This is a genomic window from Microbacterium sp. MYb54, from assembly GCF_002979515.1.
GTDB lineage: Bacteria > Actinomycetota > Actinomycetes > Actinomycetales > Microbacteriaceae > Microbacterium.
On sequence record NZ_PCPA01000001.1, the window covers coordinates 523,231 to 544,803 of the forward strand.

General features: G+C 66.8%; 18 protein-coding genes. 8 read left to right on the forward strand and 10 right to left on the reverse strand.

Annotated elements, in window-relative coordinates:
• Nucleotides 1-1,122 carry an alkaline phosphatase family protein gene (locus CQ040_RS02535; RefSeq protein WP_258131184.1) on the reverse strand — a complete coding sequence of 374 codons (1,122 nt, stop codon included), beginning with the start codon at nt 1,120-1,122 and terminating at the stop codon, nt 1-3.
• A 44-nt stretch (nt 1,123-1,166) separates the two neighbouring features.
• On the opposite strand from CQ040_RS02535, the gene CQ040_RS02540 reads away from it, so the two are divergent.
• Nucleotides 1,167-3,608, forward strand: a complete 2,442-nt coding sequence (locus CQ040_RS02540; RefSeq protein WP_105525277.1) for a DNA topoisomerase (ATP-hydrolyzing) subunit A — start codon at nt 1,167-1,169, stop codon at nt 3,606-3,608.
• A 42-nt stretch (nt 3,609-3,650) separates the two neighbouring features.
• Here the strand turns inward: CQ040_RS02540 and CQ040_RS02545 are convergent, their stop codons facing one another.
• The gene (locus tag CQ040_RS02545; RefSeq protein ID WP_105525651.1) at nt 3,651-5,792 is read right to left on the reverse strand and encodes a type IIA DNA topoisomerase subunit B; all 2,142 of its coding nucleotides are present in this window, start codon (nt 5,790-5,792) and stop codon (nt 3,651-3,653) included.
• 178 nt (nt 5,793-5,970) lie between these two features.
• On the opposite strand from CQ040_RS02545, the gene CQ040_RS02550 reads away from it, so the two are divergent.
• Nucleotides 5,971-6,189, forward strand: a complete 219-nt coding sequence (locus CQ040_RS02550) for a hypothetical protein (RefSeq protein WP_021200689.1) — start codon at nt 5,971-5,973, stop codon at nt 6,187-6,189.
• Between the two features lie 18 nt (nt 6,190-6,207).
• Here the strand turns inward: CQ040_RS02550 and CQ040_RS02555 are convergent, their stop codons facing one another.
• Entirely contained in the window at nt 6,208-7,248 is a 1,041-nt protein-coding gene (locus tag CQ040_RS02555; protein ID WP_105525276.1) for an alanine racemase, read from the reverse strand.
• Nucleotides 7,245-7,949, reverse strand: coding sequence for an alanine racemase (locus CQ040_RS02560; protein WP_258131183.1), 705 nt, complete (start codon nt 7,947-7,949; stop codon nt 7,245-7,247). Before CQ040_RS02560 ends, CQ040_RS02555 begins: the two co-directional genes overlap by 4 nt.
• A gap of 80 nt (nt 7,950-8,029) precedes the next feature.
• Here CQ040_RS02560 and CQ040_RS02565 point away from each other — a divergent pair, with 80 nt between their 5' ends.
• Nucleotides 8,030-9,046, forward strand: coding sequence for a sugar-transfer associated ATP-grasp domain-containing protein (locus tag CQ040_RS02565; RefSeq protein ID WP_105525275.1), 1,017 nt, complete (start codon nt 8,030-8,032; stop codon nt 9,044-9,046).
• A gap of 59 nt (nt 9,047-9,105) precedes the next feature.
• Here the strand turns inward: CQ040_RS02565 and CQ040_RS02570 are convergent, their stop codons facing one another.
• The 3 genes from CQ040_RS02570 to CQ040_RS02580 all read right to left on the reverse strand — a co-directional run bounded on the left by CQ040_RS02570 (nt 9,106) and on the right by CQ040_RS02580 (nt 12,164).
• Nucleotides 9,106-9,813, reverse strand: coding sequence for a coenzyme F420-0:L-glutamate ligase (locus CQ040_RS02570; RefSeq protein WP_028501752.1), 708 nt, complete (start codon nt 9,811-9,813; stop codon nt 9,106-9,108).
• On the reverse strand, nt 9,810-11,054 hold the full coding sequence (locus CQ040_RS02575) for an RNA polymerase sigma factor (RefSeq protein ID WP_028501751.1): 1,245 nt from the start codon (nt 11,052-11,054) through the stop codon (nt 9,810-9,812). The genes CQ040_RS02570 and CQ040_RS02575 overlap by 4 nt, the downstream gene beginning before the upstream one ends.
• 168 nt (nt 11,055-11,222) lie before the next feature.
• On the reverse strand, nt 11,223-12,164 hold the full coding sequence (locus CQ040_RS02580) for a proteasome assembly chaperone family protein (RefSeq protein WP_028501750.1): 942 nt from the start codon (nt 12,162-12,164) through the stop codon (nt 11,223-11,225).
• A gap of 113 nt (nt 12,165-12,277) precedes the next feature.
• Between CQ040_RS02580 and CQ040_RS02585 the strand changes: the two genes are divergently transcribed.
• From CQ040_RS02585 to sucB, 3 genes are all read left to right on the forward strand, one after another.
• Nucleotides 12,278-13,750, forward strand: a complete 1,473-nt coding sequence (locus CQ040_RS02585; RefSeq protein WP_105525274.1) for a leucyl aminopeptidase — start codon at nt 12,278-12,280, stop codon at nt 13,748-13,750.
• 3 nt (nt 13,751-13,753) lie between these two features.
• Nucleotides 13,754-15,127 (forward strand): dihydrolipoyl dehydrogenase, encoded by a 1,374-nt coding sequence (gene lpdA / locus CQ040_RS02590; RefSeq protein WP_105525273.1) that lies wholly within the window; start codon nt 13,754-13,756, stop codon nt 15,125-15,127.
• Nucleotides 15,128-15,194: 67 nt separating this feature from the next.
• Entirely contained in the window at nt 15,195-16,904 is a 1,710-nt protein-coding gene (gene sucB / locus CQ040_RS02595) for a 2-oxoglutarate dehydrogenase, E2 component, dihydrolipoamide succinyltransferase (RefSeq protein WP_105720484.1), read from the forward strand.
• A 10-nt stretch (nt 16,905-16,914) separates the two neighbouring features.
• Here the strand turns inward: sucB and CQ040_RS02600 are convergent, their stop codons facing one another.
• Nucleotides 16,915-18,384, reverse strand: a complete 1,470-nt coding sequence (locus CQ040_RS02600; RefSeq protein ID WP_105525912.1) for a hypothetical protein — start codon at nt 18,382-18,384, stop codon at nt 16,915-16,917.
• Between the two features lie 163 nt (nt 18,385-18,547).
• On the opposite strand from CQ040_RS02600, the gene CQ040_RS02605 reads away from it, so the two are divergent.
• Nucleotides 18,548-19,258, forward strand: coding sequence for a DUF4191 family protein (locus tag CQ040_RS02605; RefSeq protein ID WP_028501745.1), 711 nt, complete (start codon nt 18,548-18,550; stop codon nt 19,256-19,258).
• Between the two features lie 63 nt (nt 19,259-19,321).
• On the opposite strand, the gene CQ040_RS02610 is transcribed toward CQ040_RS02605, so the two are convergent.
• A complete protein-coding gene (locus CQ040_RS02610; protein ID WP_105525911.1) occupies nt 19,322-20,509 on the reverse strand; it encodes a RimK family alpha-L-glutamate ligase in 1,188 nt (395 codons plus the stop codon).
• Between the two features lie 18 nt (nt 20,510-20,527).
• Here CQ040_RS02610 and CQ040_RS02615 point away from each other — a divergent pair, with 18 nt between their 5' ends.
• Nucleotides 20,528-21,019: a RimK/LysX family protein gene (locus CQ040_RS02615; protein WP_181156697.1), complete on the forward strand. Its 492-nt coding sequence runs from the start codon at nt 20,528-20,530 to the stop codon at nt 21,017-21,019.
• A gap of 9 nt (nt 21,020-21,028) precedes the next feature.
• Here the strand turns inward: CQ040_RS02615 and CQ040_RS02620 are convergent, their stop codons facing one another.
• On the reverse strand, nt 21,029-21,457 hold the full coding sequence (locus CQ040_RS02620; protein ID WP_258131182.1) for an RDD family protein: 429 nt from the start codon (nt 21,455-21,457) through the stop codon (nt 21,029-21,031).
• Nucleotides 21,458-21,573 lie beyond the last annotated feature (116 nt).

Here is a 21,573-nt window from a genome sequence, read left to right on the forward strand (position 1 = left end):
TCAGCGAGCGAACGCGCCGAGCCGGATCAGCGGAACCTGTCGCTCCTCAGGTGTGAAAGCACCGTGCTGGCCGACCATGCCGCGCCCGCGCTGATCTGCCGCCGTCCCGTCGTAGACAGCCCAGGTGCCACGGGCGATCACGAGAACGTCGCCGATCCGCGATGATGCCGCGGCGGTGACCGTCGGACCGAAAAGCCCGCCGCGCACGGCTTCGTCGCGGGTGACGACGTCGGCAACACCCTCCAGGTCTCTCCGCAACCTTGCCGTGACGGCGGCCGTATCCGCATCGGGTTCGAGGTACGCGTGCAGCATCCGGGGCTCTCCACCGACATGGCGGATGCCTTCGAGATGCTCCTCCTCCAAGACGACCTGCCGATTCGGCGCCACATCGACCATGCCGTGATCCGACGTGACGAGCACGCCGACCCCGGGCGGCACCCGCATCGACAACGCGGCGTCGACATCCTCAAGTGCCGCGACCCACTCGCGAGAGGCGATGCCGTGCTTATGGCCGGCCTTGTCGACTTCGGGGAGATAGCAGTAGACGAGCGAACCAGGATGAGCGTGGGCGAGCTCGTAGGCGGCTTCGATGCGTGAACCCGCCGTCGTGGCCGCGACGAACTCCGCTCCGCGGAGCGTTGCCTTGGTGAACCCGCTGTGCGCGTATCCGGCGAAGCCGACCGCGAAACTCGCATGACCGCTGTGGCCAGCCCGCTCGAAGATGGTCGGTGCCGACTGCCACGTGAGCGGATCGATCCCGTCGGTCTCCCAGCCGCTGAGCTGGTTGACGAGGAGGTCCCGGCTCGCATCGAGCACCCGATAGCCGACGAGACCATGCTCGCCCGGCCACACTCCGGTGACGATGCTCGTGAGCGCCGCCGCCGTGGTCGAAGGGAACACCGACTGGGCGACATCCTTCTTCGTCATCCCGACGGTGAGGGCACGTGCGTGCCCTGTGTGCCCGCGGAGACTGATCGCACCGAGGCCGTCGATCACGACGAGGACGACGGACTCCGCGCGAGGGAGCACCGGGGATTCGCCGCGGAGCACGGCGAACAGGTCGTCCGCCACCCCGACGACGCTCCGGGCGCTCGGCGACGCGGACGGTAACATGAGGGACATCCGAGCCAGTCTGACACAGGCTCCCGTACGCCCTCAGGAAGTCCATGCCGAAAACCCCGCCGCCCGAGCCTGTCGAGGAGCGCATCCAGGACATCGATCTCTCCACAGAGATGCAGGGCTCGTTCCTCGAGTACGCGTATTCGGTGATCTACTCGCGCGCTCTGCCCGACGCCCGCGACGGCCTGAAGCCCGTACAGCGTCGCATCCTTTACCAGATGGCAGAGATGGGCCTGCGCCCCGATCGCGGTCACGTCAAGAGCGCGCGCGTCGTCGGCGAGGTGATGGGTAAACTCCACCCCCACGGCGACTCCGCGATCTACGACGCCCTCGTCCGCCTGGCGCAGGAATGGGCTCTTCGCGTGCCCCTCGTCGACGGACACGGAAACTTCGGATCCCTCGACGACGGTCCAGCCGCTGCCAGGTACACCGAAGCTCGACTCGCCGCCGCGGCACTCGCGCTCACCGAGAACCTCGATGAGGACGTCGTCGACTTCATCCCGAACTACGACGGTCAGTTCCAGCAGCCGGCCGTGCTGCCCGCCGCATTTCCGAACCTTCTCGTCAACGGCGCGAGCGGGATCGCGGTCGGCATGGCGACCAACATGGCGCCACACAACCTCATCGAGGTCGTGGCCGCGGCCATTCACCTCCTCGAGAACCCGGATGCCACGACCGAGGACCTGATGGAGTTCGTGCCGGGACCGGACTTCCCCTCCGGCGGCATCCTGATGGGCCTCGACGGCGTCAAAGACGCCTACACCAACGGGCGCGGTGCCCTCAAGGTCCGCGGGAAGACGTCGATCGAGCCCCTCGGCCCTCGACGCACCGGCATCATCGTGTCGGAGCTGCCGTACATGGTCGGCCCCGAACGCCTGCTCGAGAAGATCCGTGATGCTGTGCAGTCGAAGAAGCTGCAGGGCATCAGCGACGTCACCGACCTCACCGACCGCAACCACGGTCTTCGCGTCGCGATCGGCATCAAGACCGGGTTCGACCCGAACGCGGTCCTCGATCAGCTCTATCGACTGACTCCGCTGGAAGACTCCTTCAGCATCAACAACGTGGCCCTGGTCGAAGGGCAGCCGCGCACGCTCGGGCTCAAGGAGATGCTGAGCGTCTACGTCGGCCACCGTCTCGAGGTCATCACGCGTCGCAGCCGATACCGGCTGAAGCGCCGCGAAGAGCGCCTGCACCTCGTCGAGGGCCTGCTCATCGCGATCCTCGACATCGACGAGGTCATCCAGGTCATCCGCTCCTCGGACGACTCCGAGCAGGCCCGTTCGCGCCTGCGTTCCGTCTTCGACCTGAGCGAGCTGCAGGCGGAGTACATCCTGGAACTGCGACTGCGCCGCCTGACCAAGTTCTCCCGTATCGAGCTCGAGACCGAGCGCGATGCCTTGCTGGCGGAGATCGCGGCCCTCCGAGAGCTCCTGGGCAGCCCCGTGCTGCTCCGCGCCGAGGTCGCCAAGGAACTGGATGCCGCTGCAGACGCTTATGGCACCCCTCGGCGCACGCTGCTGATGAACGCTGCGCCGCCCAAGCCGCGCGCCACGAAGGGCGCGGTCGATCTGCAGATCGCGGACGCACCTACGGTGCTCTTGCTCTCGACCACAGGACGCACGGTCCGCGTCGATCTCGGCGAGGGCCAGGAGCTCACTGTCCCCGCGCGCCGCAGCAAGCACGACGCGATCCTGACCACGGTGGAGACCACCGTCCGCGCCGAGCTCGGCGCGCTCACCAGCCTCGGACGCGTCGTGCGCTTCTCCCCCGTCGACCTTCCCTCCGTGCCGGCCACGTCGGTGCAGCTCGCAGCGGGGACACCCCTGCGTGACTACCTCGGCATCACGACCAAGGGTGAGCGGATCGTCGGGTTCGTGCGCTTCGACAGCGAGACGCCGATCGCGCTCGGCACCGCGCAGGGCACGGTGAAGCGCATCGTCCCCTCGACTCTCCCCGTGCGTCCTGACCTCGAGGTCATCGGCATGAAGCCCGGCGACACCGTCGTCGGCGCGGCTGAGGCGCCGGACGACGCCGAACTCGTATTCGTCACGACCGACGCCCAGCTGCTGCACTTCGCGGCATCGTCAGTGCGTCCGCAAGGCGCACCTGCAGGAGGCATGGCGGGCGTCAAGCTCGGATCCGGTGCATCGGTGCTCTTCTTCGGCGTGGTCGATCCGACGGCGGAGGCCGTCGTTGCGACCGTATCCGGCGGCGAGAGCATCCTGCCCGGCACTGATCCGGGACGTGCGAAGGTGTCGTCTTTCGCCGAATACCCCGCCAAGGGCCGGGCCACGGGCGGCGTGCGCGCGCATTCGTTCCTGAAGGGCGAGGACCGGCTCACCGTCGCATGGGTGGGTCCGAATCCGCCGCAGGCCGTCGACCCGACCGGAGCCGTGCGCAAGCTGCCAGAGGCAGGAGCACGACGTGACGCATCCGGTCAGCCCATCGACGGTGTGATCGGCAGCATCGGGCGAACTCTCGTCTGAGCGAACCGGAGGCCGCGGATCATCGTCGGCCTCCGGTTCGGCTCAGGCGTCGATCGACTCGCGCGACAGCCGGTCGGAAGAGTCGATGATGAACTCGCGACGAGGAGCGACCTCGTTGCCCATGAGCAGCTCGAACACGCGGCCGGCGGCCTCTGCATCTTCCATGCGCACCCGACGCAGCAGACGCCCGGAACGATCCATGGTCGTGTTCGCCAGCTGCTCGGCATCCATCTCGCCGAGACCCTTGTAGCGCTGGATCGGCTCGTGCCAGCGCTTGCCGGCCTTGCGGAGCTTAGCCAGCAGCGTGTGCATCTCCTGCTCGCTGTAGGTGTAGATCGTCTCGTTCGGCTTCGAACCCGGGTTCATCACGATGACCCGGTGCAGCGGCGGGACGGCCGCGAACACGCGGCCGTGCTCGATCAGGGGACGCATGTACCGGAAGAACAGGGTGAGCAGCAGCGTGCGGATGTGCGCGCCGTCGACGTCGGCGTCGCTCATGAGGATGATCTTGCCGTAGCGGGCAGCGTCGATGTCGAATGTCCGTCCGGAGCCGGCGCCGATCACCTGGATGATCGACGCGCACTCGGTGTTCGACAGCATGTCGCTGACGGAGGCCTTCTGCACGTTGAGGATCTTCCCGCGGATCGGCAGCAGCGCCTGGAACTCGCTGTTGCGCGCGTTCTTGGCGGTGCCGAGTGCCGAGTCACCCTCGACGATGAAGAGCTCGCTGCGCTCGACCTCGTTCGTACGGCAGTCGACGAGCTTCGTCGGAAGCGTCGAGGACTCCAGTGCGTTCTTGCGGCGCTGTGTCTCCTTGTGGGCGCGCGCGGAGACACGGGCCTTCATCTCGGAGACGATCTTGTCCAGCAGCTGCGATGCCTGATTCTTGTCGTCGCGTTTGGTCGAACTGAACCGCTGGGCCAGGTCCTTCCGGATCACCTGTGCGACGATCTGCCGAACGGCAGGCGTACCGAGAACCTCTTTGGTCTGCCCCTCGAACTGCGGTTCGGGCACGTTGACCGTGAGCACGGCGGTGAGTCCGGCGAGGACGTCGTCTTTCTCGAGCTTGTCGTTGCCGACCTTCAGCCGGCGGGCATTCTGCTCGACCTGTGAGCGGAGCACCTTGAGGAGCTCCTGCTCGAAGCCCTGCTGATGGGTGCCGCCCTTGGGCGTCGCGATGATGTTGACGAACGAGCGGACCTTGGTGTCGTACCCGGTGCCCCAGCGCAGCGCGATGTCCACGGCACACACACGCTCCACCTCGGTGGCGATCATGTGTCCGTCGGCCTGCAGGACCGGAACCGTCTCCTTGAACGTCCCCTCGCCCTGGATGCGCCAGTTGTCGGTGACCGGAGGGTCGACGGCGAGATAGTCGACGAACTCCGAGATGCCGCCCTCATAGAGATAGGAGGTCACCGACCCTTCAGCCTGCAGAACCTCTGAATCGGAGTCCACGGCGACATCGGCGTCCGGCGTGACCGGGCGGTTGGTGCGCTCGTCGGCGACGACGATCTCGAGCCCCGGAACGAGGAATGCCGTCTGCCTTGCGCGCGTCTCGAGATCGGCGAGCTGGAAGGCCGCATCCTTCGTGAAGATCTGCTTGTCCGCCCAGTAGCGCACTCGGGTGCCGGTGACACCACGAGGCGCCTTGCCGATCACCCGCAGTTCGCTGTTCTCCTGGAACGGTGTGAAAGGTGCATCCGGGCGCTTCTCGCCGGAGTCTTCGAAGATGCCGGGCTCGCCGCGGTGGAACGACATCGCGTAGGTCTTGCCGTTGCGGTCGACCTCGACATCGAGGCGCTCGGAGAGCGCGTTCACGACCGAGGCGCCGACACCGTGCAGTCCACCGGATGCCGCGTAGGAGCCACCACCGAACTTCCCGCCGGCGTGCAGCTTCGTGTAGACCACCTCGACGCCGGTGAGACCGGTGCGCGGCTCGACGTCGACGGGGATACCGCGACCGAGGTCGTGCACCTCGACGCTGCCGTCCGCATGCAGGATGATGTCGATCTTCGTGCCGTTCCCGGCGACCGCCTCGTCGACGGAGTTGTCGATGATCTCCCAGAGGCAGTGCATGAGCCCGGGCGACCCGTTCGACCCGATGTACATTCCCGGGCGCTTGCGGACGGCCTCAAGGCCTTCAAGCACCTGGAGATGATGGGCGGAGTACTCGGCATTCACAATCTCCGAGTCTAATCTCGTGAGCTCCTCCGGCTCCGCAGACACTCCCCGCGAGAGTGCAGTTGACCGCGGCCCCGTACGCGCTGAGCGAAACACGCCGCAAACCGGGCATGCGTACAGGTGGAGCGTGGTTGTATTGACCAAATCCCCCAGCGAAGCCGACACCCGAGGAGGCGCCGAGATGAACGCAACGACCGAACGTGACACCTCCACCGTCGAGTTCCGCCTGACCGCCATGGATCGTTGTGATTCATGCGGCGCTCAGGCGTACATCGCCGCTGAGGTCAACGGATCCGAGCTTCTGTTCTGCGCCCACCATGGTCGCAAGTACGAAGAGAAGCTCCGTAGCATCGCCACCAGCTGGCACGACGAGACCGCCCGTCTCGTCGAGACGGTCTGATCCGTCGACTGACCGAGGTCAGTCGGCGACGACCCTACGCACGCGTGATGTGAGCCTGGTGAGGATCTCCTCGCCAACGGTGTCGATCCGCTCTGCGAGGGTCGTCGCCGATTCCTCGCCGTGAGCTCCATCACCGAAGACGACGACTTCGTCGCCGATACGGGCGCCCGGCCAACTGCGGACGACCGAGGTCGTGTGACCGATAGACGTGAGTTCTCGCTTGCCGCCCGGCGTACCGACGCCGGCGCCGGACAAAGACGACGGGAGTCCGTCGAAACTCCCGATACCGATCGTCGCCTCGTTGTCGGCGATGTCTGTGACGGTGGCGATGAGGCTCGCCGCCGGGCGGATGCCCTCGAGCTCAGGCCCGTCGGCTGAACGGACGCCGTAGCAGAACGCGCCGATACGAGACATGGTGCCGCGAAGCTCTGGTCGCCACCACGACGCAGCGGATGCAGTCAGATGCAGCGCAGCAGGCGTCGTACCGGACTCCCCCACGACGCGGACAGCATCGAGGAAGACCGTCTGAGCGACATCGTCGTCCGCATCGCTCGCCTCGGCGATGTGGCTCCACACGCCCTCGATGTCGAGATGACCTGCCCGCTCGGCCTGCCGCGCTTCGATCACGGCTGACACCCAGTCCTCGGGAAGGATGCCGTTGCGGTGCAGCCCCGTGTCGATCTTCAAGTGCACTCTGGCGCTCGTGCCGAGAGCTTCTGCGCGCGCGATGATCCGTCTCAGGTACTCGATCGTGCCGACGCCGAGATCGATCCTCTGCAGCAGAGCGTCATCGATCTCCCCATCGGTCGACGTCACCCAGGCGAAGATCCTGACATCGCCTCCGGCTACTCTCCGAACCGCTATCGCGCTGCGGATGTCGTAGCTGCCGAACCACTCGACACCCGAGTCGACCGCGGTCTCGACCGCCCAGGAGAGTCCGTGTCCGTATGCGTCGTCCTTGAGGACGAGCATCAGGGCGGACGGGGCGATACGTGCGCGCACGGCCTCGACGTTCGCGCGGAGGGCGCCGGAGCTCAGGCGGAGCTCGGGGCGCGTCATGCTTCCCACCCCCGTACGGCGTGTGCTCCGGCGACGGCGACGAGCTCCGCGGAGTCCATCCCGGTCACCGCGGCCCAGCGCGTGATACCTGCCGCCAAGGGACCTTCGCCGCCGAAGTACGTGACCGCCGCCCCGACCTCTGCATCCTCACCCTGGAGGTCCACCACGCAGACGTCCATGGCAACCCGCCCGACGATGGGCCTGGCGATGCCGCCGACTTCCACATCGGCGCGATTGCCGAGTGCCCGCACGATCCCCTGCGCATATCCCCCGGTCACGAGGGCCACCGTGGTCGCCTCCGCGGCACGATAGGTGTATCCGTAGGAGACCGCATCGCCCGGCCGCAGGCGCTTCGTCGAGAGGACACTGCCGGTCAGGCGCATCACCGGTCGCGTGATGAGCGTGCCTGCGTCATCAGGGAGGCCGTAGAGGAGCATCGGATCGATATCGGGCACACCGGTGGTGACACCGTGGATTCCTTCGAGCTTTAGCGCTTCGACCTCTCCTTGCGCGTCGACGAGCACCCGGTCAGCACCGGCAGCGGCAACCACCTGAGCGACGGCGAGAACACCGTGACCCCACGCGTCGCGGCGGAGATCGGCGATTCGACCACCCCCGAGCACGGCCGCCGTGGCTCCCGCAGCCAGGGCGGAGCGCGAGATCATCGCGCGCGGCAGGGAGCTGGAAGTCGTCTCACACACGTGTTCCACCCTAGCTTCCGCCTCCCAGGTCAGCCGCCGTGGCCCCCGTAGACTGGTGGAGACCCCGACCCTGGAGCCTCATGTCTCGTCTTTCCCTCGCGCCCCGCATCCGCTATCTGCTGGGACGTGCCCGCCGTATCGATGTCGGATCGGTGGTGGAACGTGCCAAAGAGGCATCTGAGCAGCACCACAAGGCTGTCCCGGCCATCGTCGTCGACATGCTCTGGTCCGCCGCGCGTCACAACGTCGGATTCCAGGACTACATCGACTACGACTTCGCCATCCTGACCAGGTCCGAGCGTGAGACCTACATGACGCATCCGGTCTCGAACCAGCTCTCGCAGCGGTACGACCACCCGGACTACCGCTGGATCTTCCAGGACAAGGTCGAGTTCGACAAGCAGTTCTCCGAGTACCTGCATCGCGAGTGGATGGTCGTCGAAGCGGGCAACGCGGATGCTGTGCGCGAGCTCACGCAGCGCCTGGGCACGATCGTCACGAAGGAGCCGGTGGGACAGGCCGGCACCGGCGTGCACCGCTACCACGCCGCCGACATCACCGACTGGGACGAGTTCCACCGCGGGCTCCTGACTCGAGGCGAACTGCTCATCGAAGAGGTGATCCGCCAGCACGATGCGCTTGCGGCCGTGTGCCCCGGCACCGTGAACACCACTCGCATCACCGCATTCTTCGACGGCGAGAAAGCCCACATCCTCGCCATGGCGCAGAAGTTCGGCCGCGGCGCAGTGAGCGATCAGATGACGTTCGGCGGCTTCTACACGATGCTCGACGAGAACGGACACGCCGTGGGCGCCGGCTACGACTCGCACGGACACGTACATGAGACGCATCCCGATTCCGGCTTCCGCATCGCCGACTTCCAGCTGCCGTACATGGACGAGGTGCGCGCATTCATCGACAAGGTCGCTCGCGTCGTGCCGCAGGTGCAGTACGTCGGCTGGGACATCGTCGTCTCTCCGGACGGACCGGTACTGGTCGAAGGCAACTGGGGCGCCGGCGTGTATGAGAACAAGCCCAGCGTCACCGGCATCCGCACCGGCCACAAGCCGCGCTACCGCGAGGCCATCGGCTTCTGAGACAACGAGAAGGCCCCGGATGCGCAGCATCCGGGGCCTTCTTCATGAGTTCTCGCGGGTCAGATCTCGCGCACGATGCCGAGCGGCGTGGACTCCAGGCCCTGACCGAGCGGGTTGTCGCCGAGGATCTTGACCAGGCGACGTTCGCCGTCCTTGTCGAGCGTCGATCCGAGGATGTTGCCGCCGAGGTCGTTGATGTCGACCACGGCGACCTCAGCCTGACCGCCGACAAGGGCCTTCACGCGTGCGGCGACACCGTCGGGATCCTTCGGTCCGAGCACGACCGCCTCGTTGTAAGGCGGGATGGTGTGCTTAGTGGGACCGTCGATCGCTCGCGCCTTGTCGCCCGCGATGCGGTAGAAGTCACCGCGACGACCGAACGCCTTGGTGACCGCTGCGACCGCTGAAGCGAACAGGATGCGTGGCGTACCGCATTCACGCAGCGCCATCTCCATCGTCTCCGGCATGCCGAGCCCGATGCCGTAGGGCGTGCGGGTGACGTACTTCGAAAGGAACAGCGCGAGCTTGCGGGGCTTGATCTCATCGAGACGGTACGAGCGTCCCTGCGTGATCGCGACGATCTTCTCGGTCACGAACAGCAGGTCGCCCGGCTGCACGTGATCCTTCGCGTACTCGGTGATGATCGCATCGAGATCGTCTTCGGGCATGACGACTCGGGTACGCAGCGGAATACGCGCATAGCTCTTGCCGTCGACGCTCGCCTCGAGCGCCTTGCCGTCGTTCGCGGTGCCGTTCTCCTGGCTCATTCGAGGTAGTCCCGCAGGGACTGCGAGCGGCTCGGGTGACGCAGCTTCGCCATGGTCTTCGACTCGATCTGGCGAATGCGCTCACGCGTCACGCCGAACGTGTCACCGATCTGGTCGAGGGTCTTGGGCTGGCCGTCGCCGAGTCCGAAGCGCATCCGGATCACGCCGGCCTCACGCTCGGAGAGCGAGTCGAGCAGCTGCTCGAGCTGACGCTGCAGCATGGTGAAGCCGACTGCGTCGGCGGGAACCACGGCCTCGGTGTCCTCGATGAGGTCACCGAACTCGCTGTCTCCGTCTTCGCCGAGCGGCGTGTGCAGCGAGATGGGCTCGCGGCCGTACTTCTGCACCTCGACGACCTTCTCCGGCGTCATGTCGAGCTCACGGCTGAGCTCTTCCGGAGTGGGTTCGCGACCGAGGTCCTGCAGCATCTGCCGCTGCACGCGGGCGAGCTTGTTGATGACCTCGACCATGTGCACCGGGATACGGATCGTGCGGGCCTGGTCGGCCATGGCGCGGGTGATGGCCTGACGGATCCACCAGGTGGCGTACGTCGAGAACTTGAAGCCCTTGGTGTAGTCGAACTTCTCGACCGCGCGGATGAGACCGAGGTTGCCCTCCTGGATCAGGTCCAGGAACTGCATTCCACGGCCGGTGTAGCGCTTCGCGAGCGAGACGACCAGTCGCAGGTTCGCACCGAGCAGGTGGCTCTTGGCGCGCTGACCGTCACGGGCGACCCACTGCAGGTCGAGGCCGAGCTGGCCTGTCTTCTCCGCTGCACTCATCGCGGACAGCTTCTCCTCGGCGAAGAGACCTGCCTCGATGCGCATCGCGAGCTCGACCTCTTCGGCCGCGTTCAGCAGCGCGACCTTTCCGATCTGCTTCAGGTAGTCCTTGACCGGGTCGGCCGTCGCGCCGGTGATCTGCGTCGAGTAGACCGGGACATCTTCGTCATCGTTCGAGGAGATGACGATCGCGCCGGTCGGCAGCGGCTCGGTGAACTTCGGCTTGGAGTCTTCGTCGTCGTCGTCGCTGTCGTCGGTAGCGCCAGCAACAGGAGCCTCGTCTTCTTCGACGACGTCCTCGGACTTCTTCTTCTTGACGGGGGCACGCTTCGCGGCGGCGCGCTTGGCCGCGCTCAGGGGCGCAGGCTTCTCGGTAGCTTCGACCTCGGCCGAAGCGTCGGCGGTCGTCTCTTCGGCAGCCTTCTTCGTCCGGGTGTTCTTCGTCGTGGCAGGAGTCACGTTTCGCCTTTCACGGAGCTGCTGTGTAGCCCCGGGACATTTCGGACACTAGTAAGACCCTTGTCAAGTCCAGCGCTCGAAAACACTGATTGACAACGGGTCAGAGTCCTAGTATCGCACACGTGTGGCGATGCGGACGCATTCCGTCGAAGTTCTCCTGAATCGGTCTCAGCCGCGGCCCGGCTTGTCCTCATCGCCAGAGGGCCGTGACGCCAGATAGCGCTCCAGCTCAGCGGCCAGTTCGTCGGCGCTGGGAAGGTCGCGCTCGCTGAAGCCACCCTCGTCGTAGGAGTCATCGTCAGGATTGCGCCCCGCCATGTAGGCGTCATAACGGCGCTCGAGGTTGTGCACCATCTGCTGCAGCTCGTCGTTTCCCGCCACCTGCTCGTCGACGCGCTTCAGATAGTCTTCCCGACGCTCCTGGACGGCATCGAGCATCAGCACCAGGCCCGTCGACGCCATCAGACGTTCGGCTGCGGCGATGACGGCATCAGGATTCTCGGTCTCGGCGAGGTAGTGCGGGACCAGCAGGACGAAGCCGACCGCACGGTCGCCTCGCTCGACGAAGCGGAACTCGAGCAGATGGCCGGCGGTCGCCGGCACCTGGGTGCGCGGCCGCCAGACCGAGTGCGCGACCGTGAGTTCGCGGCGGTTGCCGCTGACGGTGGTACCGATCGGGCGGGTGTGGGGAACAGGCATCGCGATCGAGTGCACCCAGTGCAGGCCGGAGACCTCGAACTCGCTGGCCAATGCGAGGACGGTGCTCGCGAAGAGGTCCCAGGCGAAGTCCGGCTCGTAGCCGGCGAGAAGGAGGAACGGGCGCCCGAGCGCATCCGTCGCGAGCGACAGCTCGAGCCTCGGCGGCTTGAACTCGGTGAGATGGTCCTGATCGAACGAGATCACGGGGCGGCGTGCGCGGTAGTCGAGCAGCGCGTCGTTCTCGAACACGACGACAGGCTCCGGCGACGCCGTCTCACGAAGGTGGTCGATGAGGCCGGACACCGCGCTGCCCGCATCCGTGAAGCCGGTGAGCAGCAGCACCAGCGGCAGGCCATGCGGCACTGCGGGCGCGTTCGCGACGCGTTCGTGGATCTCACCGGAGAAGGGCATGTGTCCATGCTACGAGCAGGTCCGGATACCGGGGCCCGGTGCTTCATGCTGAGAGCGAACACGCACACGGAGGGCGCGCGACCTCGCTGCGGCGGAGATCCTAGGATGGAGACATGACGCTTCCCGTGCTCTCGCACACCACTGATCAGTTCCCCGGAAGCGCTGCAGATGCCGCAGTGCTCGTCGTCGCCGCTCTTCCCGATTCGGCGGAATCGCTGACGGCCTATCCCGGCCTCGCCGATGCGTTGGCCGGTGTCGGCTTCACCGGTTCGCCGGGATCGTTCACCCGCGTGTATGCGCCGGAGGTGACGTCGCTGCCTTTCGCGGTCGTCGGTGCCGGCGACAAGCCGGATGCGGCGGCGGTGCGCAACGCGACCGGAGCGGCGCTGCGAACGCTCACCGGCTTCGAGCACGTCGCGGTCGCTCTTGCCGAGGGTCTCGAGTCCTTCGCCTCGGCAGCGGCCGAGGGCGCTGTGCTCGGTGGACACAAGTTCGACGGATACCGGACCGAGAAGGGCAAGACGCGCGCCACCGCGATCACCTTGCACGCCGTACTCGACGACGAGGACGCCGAGTACGCCCAGGTCATCGGTGACGCGGTCGCGCTCATCAAGGACCTCGTGAATGTCCCCGCCGAGTGGCAGAGCCCCGCACAGCTAGCGCAGAGTGCGGCCGACAGCGTCGCCGACCTCGACGTCACGGTCGAGATCCTCGATGAGACCGCCCTGGCAGAAAAGGGCTTCGGTGGCATCCTCGGCGTCGGGCAGGGCTCTGACCGCCCGCCGCGGCTGGTGCGCCTGGACTACTCCCCCGCCGATGCCACGCGACACATCGCACTGGTCGGCAAGGGCATCACTTTCGACACCGGCGGTCTGTCGCTGAAGCCCGCCGCATCGATGGTCGGCATGAAGTTCGACATGGCAGGAGCTGCGACCTCGCTCGCCGCGGTCCGCGCGATCGCCACGCTCGGCCTCCCGGTCCACGTGACGGCATGGCTCTGCATCACCGACAACATGCCCTCGGGTCGGGCACTGCGCCCCGGCGACGTCATCCGCATCCTCGACGGCACGACCGTCGAGGTCAACAACACCGATGCCGAGGGTCGGCTGGTCCTGGCCGACGGCCTGGTCGCCGCGAGCCGCGAACACCCTGACGTCATCATCGACGTGGCAACCCTCACGGGCGCCATCGTCGCCGCACTCGGCCACCGGCACACCGGTGTCTTCGGCGACGTCGAGACGGTCTCCTCGTTCATCTCCGCGACCGCGCAGGTCGACGAGCCCGCCTGGCACATGCCGCTGCCGGAGTACATGGAGGAGTCGCTCGAGTCCCCCATCGCCGATCTGCAGAACGCGAACATGGGAGACCGGATGGGCGGCGCCTCGTACGCCGGCCTGTTCCTGCGCCGCTTCGTCGGGCGCACATCGGACGCCGAGGACGCCCCCCGCATCCCCTGGGTGCACCTCGACATCGCGGGATCCGGCGAGCACGCCGGCGCCCCTTACGGCTTCACTGAGAAGGGCCCCACCGGGGCGATGGTCCGATCGATCATCGCCTTCGCCGCAGCATCCCACACGGAGGCATGACATATGACAACCCACACCTTCGACATCGTCGTCCTGGGCGGCGGCAGCGGCGGCTATGCCGCAGCGTTGCGCGCGAGTGAGCTCGGCAAGTCGGTCGCGCTGATCGAGAAGGACAAGGTCGGCGGCACCTGCCTGCACCGCGGGTGCATCCCGACCAAGGCGCTGCTGCACGCGGCGGAGGTCGCTGAGCATGTGCGTGACGCCGCGTCCGTCGGTGTGAGCGCCACGCTGGAAGGCATCGACCCCGCCGGCGTCCGCGCCTACCGCGAAGGCATCGTCGCCAAGAAGTTCAAGGGTCTCGAAGGGCTCGTCAAAGCCCGTGGCATCACTACCGTCGCAGGTCTCGGACGACTGAACCCGGACCACAGCATCACCGTCGGCGACGACGTGTACGTCGGTGCCGACGTCGTACTCGCGACCGGTTCCTACAGCCGGTCGCTTCCCGGCCTCGACATCGGCGGTCGGATTCTCACGAGCGAGCAGGCACTCGCCCTCGACGTGGTTCCCGAGCGTGTCCTCATCCTCGGTGGCGGTGTGATCGGCGTGGAGTTCGCCAGCGTCTGGCGCTCGTTCGGCTCCGAGGTCACGATCATCGAGGCACTGCCGCACCTCGTGCCCAACGAAGACATCGCCCTCAGCAAGGGCCTGGAGCGAGCCTTCCGCCGTCGCGGCATCCAGTACTCCCTCGGCATCCGCTTCCAGAGCGCGGTTCAGGACGACTCGTCCGTCACCGTCACACTCGAAGACGGCAAGGAATTCACGGCCGACTATCTCCTCGTCGCCGTCGGGCGCGGGCCGGTCACGGCCGACCTCGGCTTCGAAGAGGCCGGCGTGACCCTCGACCGGGGCTTCGTGACCGTCGACGAAGATCTGCGCACCGGAGTTCCCGGCGTCTGGGCTGTCGGCGACATCGTCCCCGGCCTCCAGCTCGCCCACCGCGGATTCCAGCAGGGCATCGCCGTCGCCGAGCGGATCGCCGGGTTGTCTCCGGCCAACATCCCGGACGTGCAGATCCCCAAGGTCACGTACTCGAGCCCCGAGGTCGCCTCTGTCGGCGTGACCGAGGAAGCTGCGACCGCCGAGCACGGCGCCGACGCGATCGTCGCCTACGAGTACAACCTCGCCGGGAACGGCAAGAGCGAGATCATCGGGACGGGCGGACTCGTCAAGGTCGTCCGCCTCAAGGACGGCCCCGTCATCGGTGTGCATCTGCTCGGCGATCGTGTCGGCGAGCTCATCACCGAAGGGCAGCTCGCGGTCGCGTGGGAGGCTCACCCCGAGGACATCGCTCCCCTGATCCATGCTCACCCGACACAGAGCGAGGCCCTCGGCGAGGCCTTCCTCGCCCTGGCCGGCAAGCCCCTGCACGCCCTCTGAGCACCAACCGGTGCCCGAGTCACTAAGCTAGACAAGCGTCATACAACTTCCTGAAGGAGACTCAGTCATGAGCACATCCGTCGTCCTCCCCGCTCTCGGCGAGAGCGTCACAGAGGGTACGGTCACCCGCTGGCTCAAGCAGGTGGGAGACACCGTGCAGGCGGACGAGGGCCTGCTCGAGATCTCGACCGACAAGGTCGACACCGAGATCCCCTCCCCCGTTTCCGGTGTGATCGAGGAGATCCTCGTATCCGAAGACGAGACCGTCGAGGTCGGCGCCCTCCTCGCGCGCATCGGCGATGGCAGCGCTCCGGCTCCGGCAACGGATGCTCCGGCTGCCGCTGCACCCGCAGCAGAAGAGGCACCCACCGAGCCCGCCCCCGCGGCCCCCGCTCCTGCCCCGGCAGCAGAAGCACCGGCTCCCGCCGCCGAGGCTGCGCCCGCAGGCGATGCGACCGACATCGTTCTTCCCGAGCTGGGTGAGAGCGTCACCGAGGGCACCGTGACCCGCTGGCTGAAGCAGGTCGGCGACAGCATCGCAGTAGATGAAGCGATTCTGGAGATCTCCACCGACAAGGTCGACACCGAGATCCCGTCGCCGGTTGCCGGTGTACTGCAGGAGATCGTCGCCGGCGAAGATGAGACAGTCGCCGTCGGTGCTGTGCTCGCGCGCGTCGGCTCCGGTGCTGCTCCCGCAGCCGCACCGGCTGCTGAGGCCCCCGCGGCTCCTGCCGCCGCCCCGGCTCCGGCCGCCGCCCCGGCTCCGGCCGCTGCACCTGCTCCCGCTGCACCTGCTCCCGCTGCGGCGGCGCCCGCACCCGCGCCGGCGGCTGCATCGGCTCCGGCCGCATCGAAGCTCACGCTGCCGACCGAAAGCGACAACCTGTATGTGACGCCGCTGGTGCGTCGTCTGGCTGCACAGCAGGGCGTCGACCTGGCTTCTGTCACCGGAACCGGCGTCGGAGGCCGCATCCGCAAGGAAGACGTCCTCAAGGCAGCAGAGACCGCGTCGGCAGCACCCGCTGCTACCGCAGCCGCACCTGCTCCGCTCGAAGTCTCGCCTCTTCGCGGGACCACGCAGCCGATGTCGCGTCTGCGCAAGGTTCTCGCCAAGCGTGCCGTCGAGTCGATGCAGCAGACTGCTCAGCTGACCACGGTCGTCGAGGTCGATGTCACGGCTGTCGCTGACTACCGCGACAGCGTGAAGGCATCGTTCCTGGAGAAGACGGGCGACAAGCTGTCGTTCCTGCCGTTCTTCGCACTCGCCACCGCTGAGGCCCTGCAGGCGTTCCCCATCGTCAACGCCACCGTCGACGGTGAGAACATCGTCTACCCGGCCAGCGAGAATGTCTCGATCGCTGTCGACACGGAGCGCGGCCTGCTCACCCCGGTTCTGCGTGACGCTGCTTCGAAGAGCATCGCTCAGATCGCACACGAGATCGCCGATCTCGCTGCACGCACCCGCGACAACAAGCTGAAGCCCGACGAGCTCGCCGGTGGTACTTTCACGCTGACCAACACGGGTTCACGTGGCGCGCTGTTCGACACTCCGGTCGTCTTCCTTCCGCAGTCCGCGATTCTCGGCACCGGCACGGTCGTCAAGCGTCCGGGCCTTGTGAAGGTCGGGGGTGCAGATGCGATCGCCATCCGTTCGTACGTGTACCTCGCCCTCTCCTACGACCACCGGATCATCGACGGCGCCGACGCGGCCCGGTTCCTCGGTGCCATCAAGTCTCGACTCGAGGCGGCTCAGTTCGCCGCTCAGCTCGGCGCCTGATCGCAAGAAGTCATCCTGGCTGGTCCGCGACGTCATAGACGTCGCGGACCAGCCATTTCTCTTCGGTCCGGATGAGTACGACGATCATCTGCGCGGAAGCTCGTCTGCTCTCCTCCACCGCATCGCCACCGCCGGCATCCGTGCCGAGTCGGATCACCGCCACATCACCGTAGGCATCGACCAGTTCCGCTGACGATGGCGCCGGCTCCACCCCGCGAAGAGCTTCCACCACACCCTCTGAATCCCCCGCCACCGCGTCAGTGCACGAACTGTCCCCCTGAGCTCGACAATCCGCGATCGTCTTCAGAAGCGCGGGCGCGGCCGCCGCCGGGTCTTCGACTGCCGCCGACGGGAGCCCACTACCGTCGTCTTCATCGGGGGCCTCGCTAGCTGCCGGTGTTCCCGGAGCTTGCGTCTCATCGGGAGTCGGCGCCGGCCCCTCGGATGAGGCTCCCCCAGCCTCATCCGAAGCCTTGCCTGGCGCGTCGCCATTCGGCCAGAGCAACCCGCCGGCGAGCACCAGTGCTGCGGCGGCTCCCGCGACGAGCAACGAACGTCGTCGGAGGTGTCCCCGCGGCTCGTTGCCCCCTGTCGCCTTAGCCATCGGCGTGCTTCGCGCGGAACGGATGCGCCGCACGGACTCGAGCCGCGGTTGAATCACCCCGACCAAAGTGCGTGCGGCGCTGCGAACGCCCCCGACCCTGTTCACGATCCGTGCCTCCCTCCTGCGGGATCGATCCGCTCGCAGGCGAAGCTCGCGCGGGGGCACGACGAGTTCACGCGAAGTCATCGTCCGCGCAACGTCCCTCGCACGCTCAGGGGCGGGGGCTCCTCGCTGCAGCGGTTGCGGGGCGGCGACGCTCAGCAACTCCTGCTCCCAGACCTCGGTGAGCTTGCGCGGAAGACGCGGCTGCGCGAGGGTCTTGCCCAGCCCCTCCTCGATCACTCCCAGCGCACGTCGCAGCACTTTGTCGGTGCTGAGCTCGCTCAGCTGCTGGATGATCTCCACGACCCCCGTCCTGGCATCGGACCCGTGCCCGAGGACGAACACGGGGCGGCCACCATCGGTGAGCCACCACACTCCGGTGCGCACACCTTCTGCGCCCTCCCCCAGCTCATCGAGACCACGCAGAAGACTGACCACGACCGTGCTGCACTCCCCGGACGCCAAGCCCCCTCCTGCCGCTGTCCGACGACCGAGGAACCCCAGCACCCGGTCCGTGCACCACGGAAGCAGCGCATCGTGACCTCCCTGGCGTCGACTGACATCGAGAGGTGCAGCAACGTGTTCAGCGCCCGAGAACCGCCATCCCACCCATCCGCTGAGCGCGACCGCATCGACCCTCACCACCACCCCTTCCCCCTGGGTCACGAGCGTCCCCGCGAACGGGCCCTCGGTCGCGTCGATCGCCCTGATCACCCGATGCGCACCCGGTATGAGTGGCGTCCCCCGTCTCTCCGCGATCTCGATGTCTGCCATTCCCCCATCACAGCGCAACGGGGACGCGCGGCCGCTGATTCTGGCGCCATCGGGATGGATTGTCGCCGACACCCCTGATGTGCAGAACAAGTGAGGTCACTGTCACTCCGCTTCGCGCGAACGCCGACATCACCGAGCCCGCAGACTCGGTAGGCTGGTGCCCATGGCAAAGCGTGCTCCTGAACCCGAAAAGCGTCCTGGGTTCTTCTCCCAGATCAAGTCCCTCTTCCGGTTCACTCGTGAGGCGTACGCCTGGCTCCCCTGGGCACAGGCTGCGATCCTCGTCGGTGGTGTGCTTCTCGGCCTCGTCGCCGGGTATCTGATTCCCCCTTTCCAGGTGTGGACGCTCGTCCTCTGGGGCATCACCGGCCTGATGCTGGGTGTCCTCGGCGCTCTGTTCCTCATGACGCGGTTGTCGACGTCCGCCATGTACTCGAAGATCGACGGCATGCCCGGCGCGACCGGGCACGTGCTCAGCACCAGCCTCGGCCGCAGCTGGCAGGCATCCGAGACACCCGTCGGCATCAACCCGAAGACGCAGGAGGCCGTGTACCGCACCATCGGCCGCGGCGGCATCGTCGTCGTGGGCGAGGGTGCCCGCGGGCGGCTGACCCGTCTCGTCAACGAAGAGCGCAGCAAGGCCCAGCGCGTCGCACATGGCGTCCCGGTCACCGTCCTCTACGTCGGACACGGTGACGACGAGGTCGCGATCGCCGATCTATCGAAGACGATCAAGAAGCTTCCGAAGGCGATCGACAAGGCCACGATGGCCGCTGTCATCCGCCGCGTGGACTCGGTGTCGCAGTCGCTGTCGTCATTGCCGATCCCGAAGGGCATCGACCCGACGAAGGTGCGCTCTCAGCGTCCTCGTTGAGCTCCCGTCTCCGCTGAAACGAAGAACGCGGCCGTCCTCTTTCGAGGGCGGCCGCGTTCTCTTTCACTCTGAGAGAGGCTGGCGCGGTAGCCGGCGGACCTTCGCGCGACGCCGACGGCGTTCGGGGACCATCGAGCGCATCTCGTCGAGCTTGCCGAAGCAGAACAACCGATCGTCGGCCTCGAGGACGACGTGCTTGCGGGGGTTCGGGATCACGCTGACGCCGCGGTGCAGCGTGAGCACGGTGATGTCCCGTTCCCAGAGCCCCGCCTCACCCAATGTCTTTCCGACCAGGTCGACCGCTCCGTGCACCATCAGCTCTGCGACGCCGTAACCCGTCGAGACCGTCAGACGCTGCCTGACATCGATCTCCGGGAACGCCACCTGACCTGCGATGTAGTCGATGATGGCGCCGGCGACGTCGAGCTTCGTCGCAGTCTCGATGCCCTGCAGTCCCGGCGAGGAGTTCACTTCCATCACCAGAGGCCCCTCGTCACCCTCGAGCATGTCGACGCCGGCCACCCGCAGCCCCATGATCTGGGCGGAGCGCACGGCTGCGCGCTCGTACACAGGGTCAAGCTCTACAGCCTCCACCGATCCACCGCGGTGCACGTTCGATCGGAACTCGTCTCCGGCCGCGGAACGTCGCATGGCGGCGACGACGCGGTCACCGACGACCAGGGCGCGGATGTCACGTCCACGGCTCTCCGAGATGAACTTCTGGATGAGCACGTTCTGCTTGGTGGAATGCAGCGTCTCGATGATCGCCTCGGCCACCTTCACCTGCGGCGCGAGGATGACGCCGATCCCCTGAGTACCTTCCAGCAGCTTGATGACGACAGGCGCTCCGCCGACGCGCTCGATCGCGGGACGGACGTCGGCGCGGTTGCGCACGAACGCGGTCGGCGGCATCGCGATGTTGTGGCGGGAGAGGATCTGGTTCGCGCGCAGCTTGTCACGAGCGCTGGAGATTCCATTCGCGGTGTTCGGCGTGTAGACGTCCATCTGCTCGAACTGACGCACCACCGCCGTACCGAAGTACGTGATCGAGTTGCCGATGCGCGGGAGGATCGCGTCGTAGTCGCTGAGCTGGCGCCCCCGATAGTGGAGGTCGGGTTCATCTGCGGTCAGATCGATCGCGAAGCGCAGGGTGTTGAGCACCCTGACGTTGTGACCGCGCTGAAGCGCAGCCGCACGCAGTCGCTGAGTGGAGTACGCCTGCGGCGCGCGGGAGAGCACTGCGATCTTCACGGGGGATTTCCTGCCAGGATGTATCAGGTGAGTAGGACTACCCCCCATTCAAACACCCTTACGGGGTGGCGAGAATGGGTGAGCCTGCCCGATCTCGGAGTCGACTGGATAAAGGCGAAGATCGACACCGGTGCGCGCACCTCATCGCTGCACGCGTTCGACATCGTGGAGTTCGTGCAGGACGATCAGCCCTGGGTCCGCTTCAAGGTCAAGCCCTGGCAGGACAGCCAGGAGGATGCCGTGGTCGTCGAGTGCCCGGTCCACGATCGGCGCGCGGTCCGTAGTTCCTCAGGACATGCCCAGGAGCGACTCGTGGTGGAGCTGCTGATCCGTCTCGTCGACCGCGAGGTGCTGGCGGAGGTCACGCTGAACAACCGCGACGAGATGGGCTTCCGGATGCTCATCGGCCGCGAGGCACTGCGTCGCGGCTACGTCGTCGATCCTGCGCGCTCCTTCCTCGGCGGACGAGCTCCGCGGGAAGCCCGTCGGCGCAACCGCGGCCGGGACTGAGCACGAGCCTCAGGTGCGGATCAGCACCGTGCCGACCACCTTGTCGTGGAGGCCTCGCTGATCGGTGTCCCAGATGACCGCAGGCACGACGACGACGAGAAGCAGCGTGCGAACGATAGGACGCCACAGCCCGATCCAGCTGCCGTCGAGACGCACCAGACGCATTCCGAGGATGCGGTGACCCGGGCTGCCACCAGCGGTCGGAATGAAGAGGATCTGCAGCACGGCGAACACCAGCATCGGTGCGAACTGGGTGAGTCCGGCCTCTGTCGGGAGGGCGAACTGATCGTATCCGAGGAAACCGGTGGCGATGATCGTCGCCGCGACGTAGTCGATCACGAGGGCGCCGATGCGACGACCGGGGCGAGCGATGCTCCTGGATCCGGATTCGGGGAGTCCGAGTCGCTCACCGGGGTACGTGTTCACAGCATCCGTCACTCCCCCAGCCTACCGAGCGCAACATGACGCTCTGTCGCCCGGCTCCTGTAACACACACGAAACAAAGCGGATACCGTAGAGAAATCCCCCGTCCGTACTCTGCAGAGTGGCCGTGA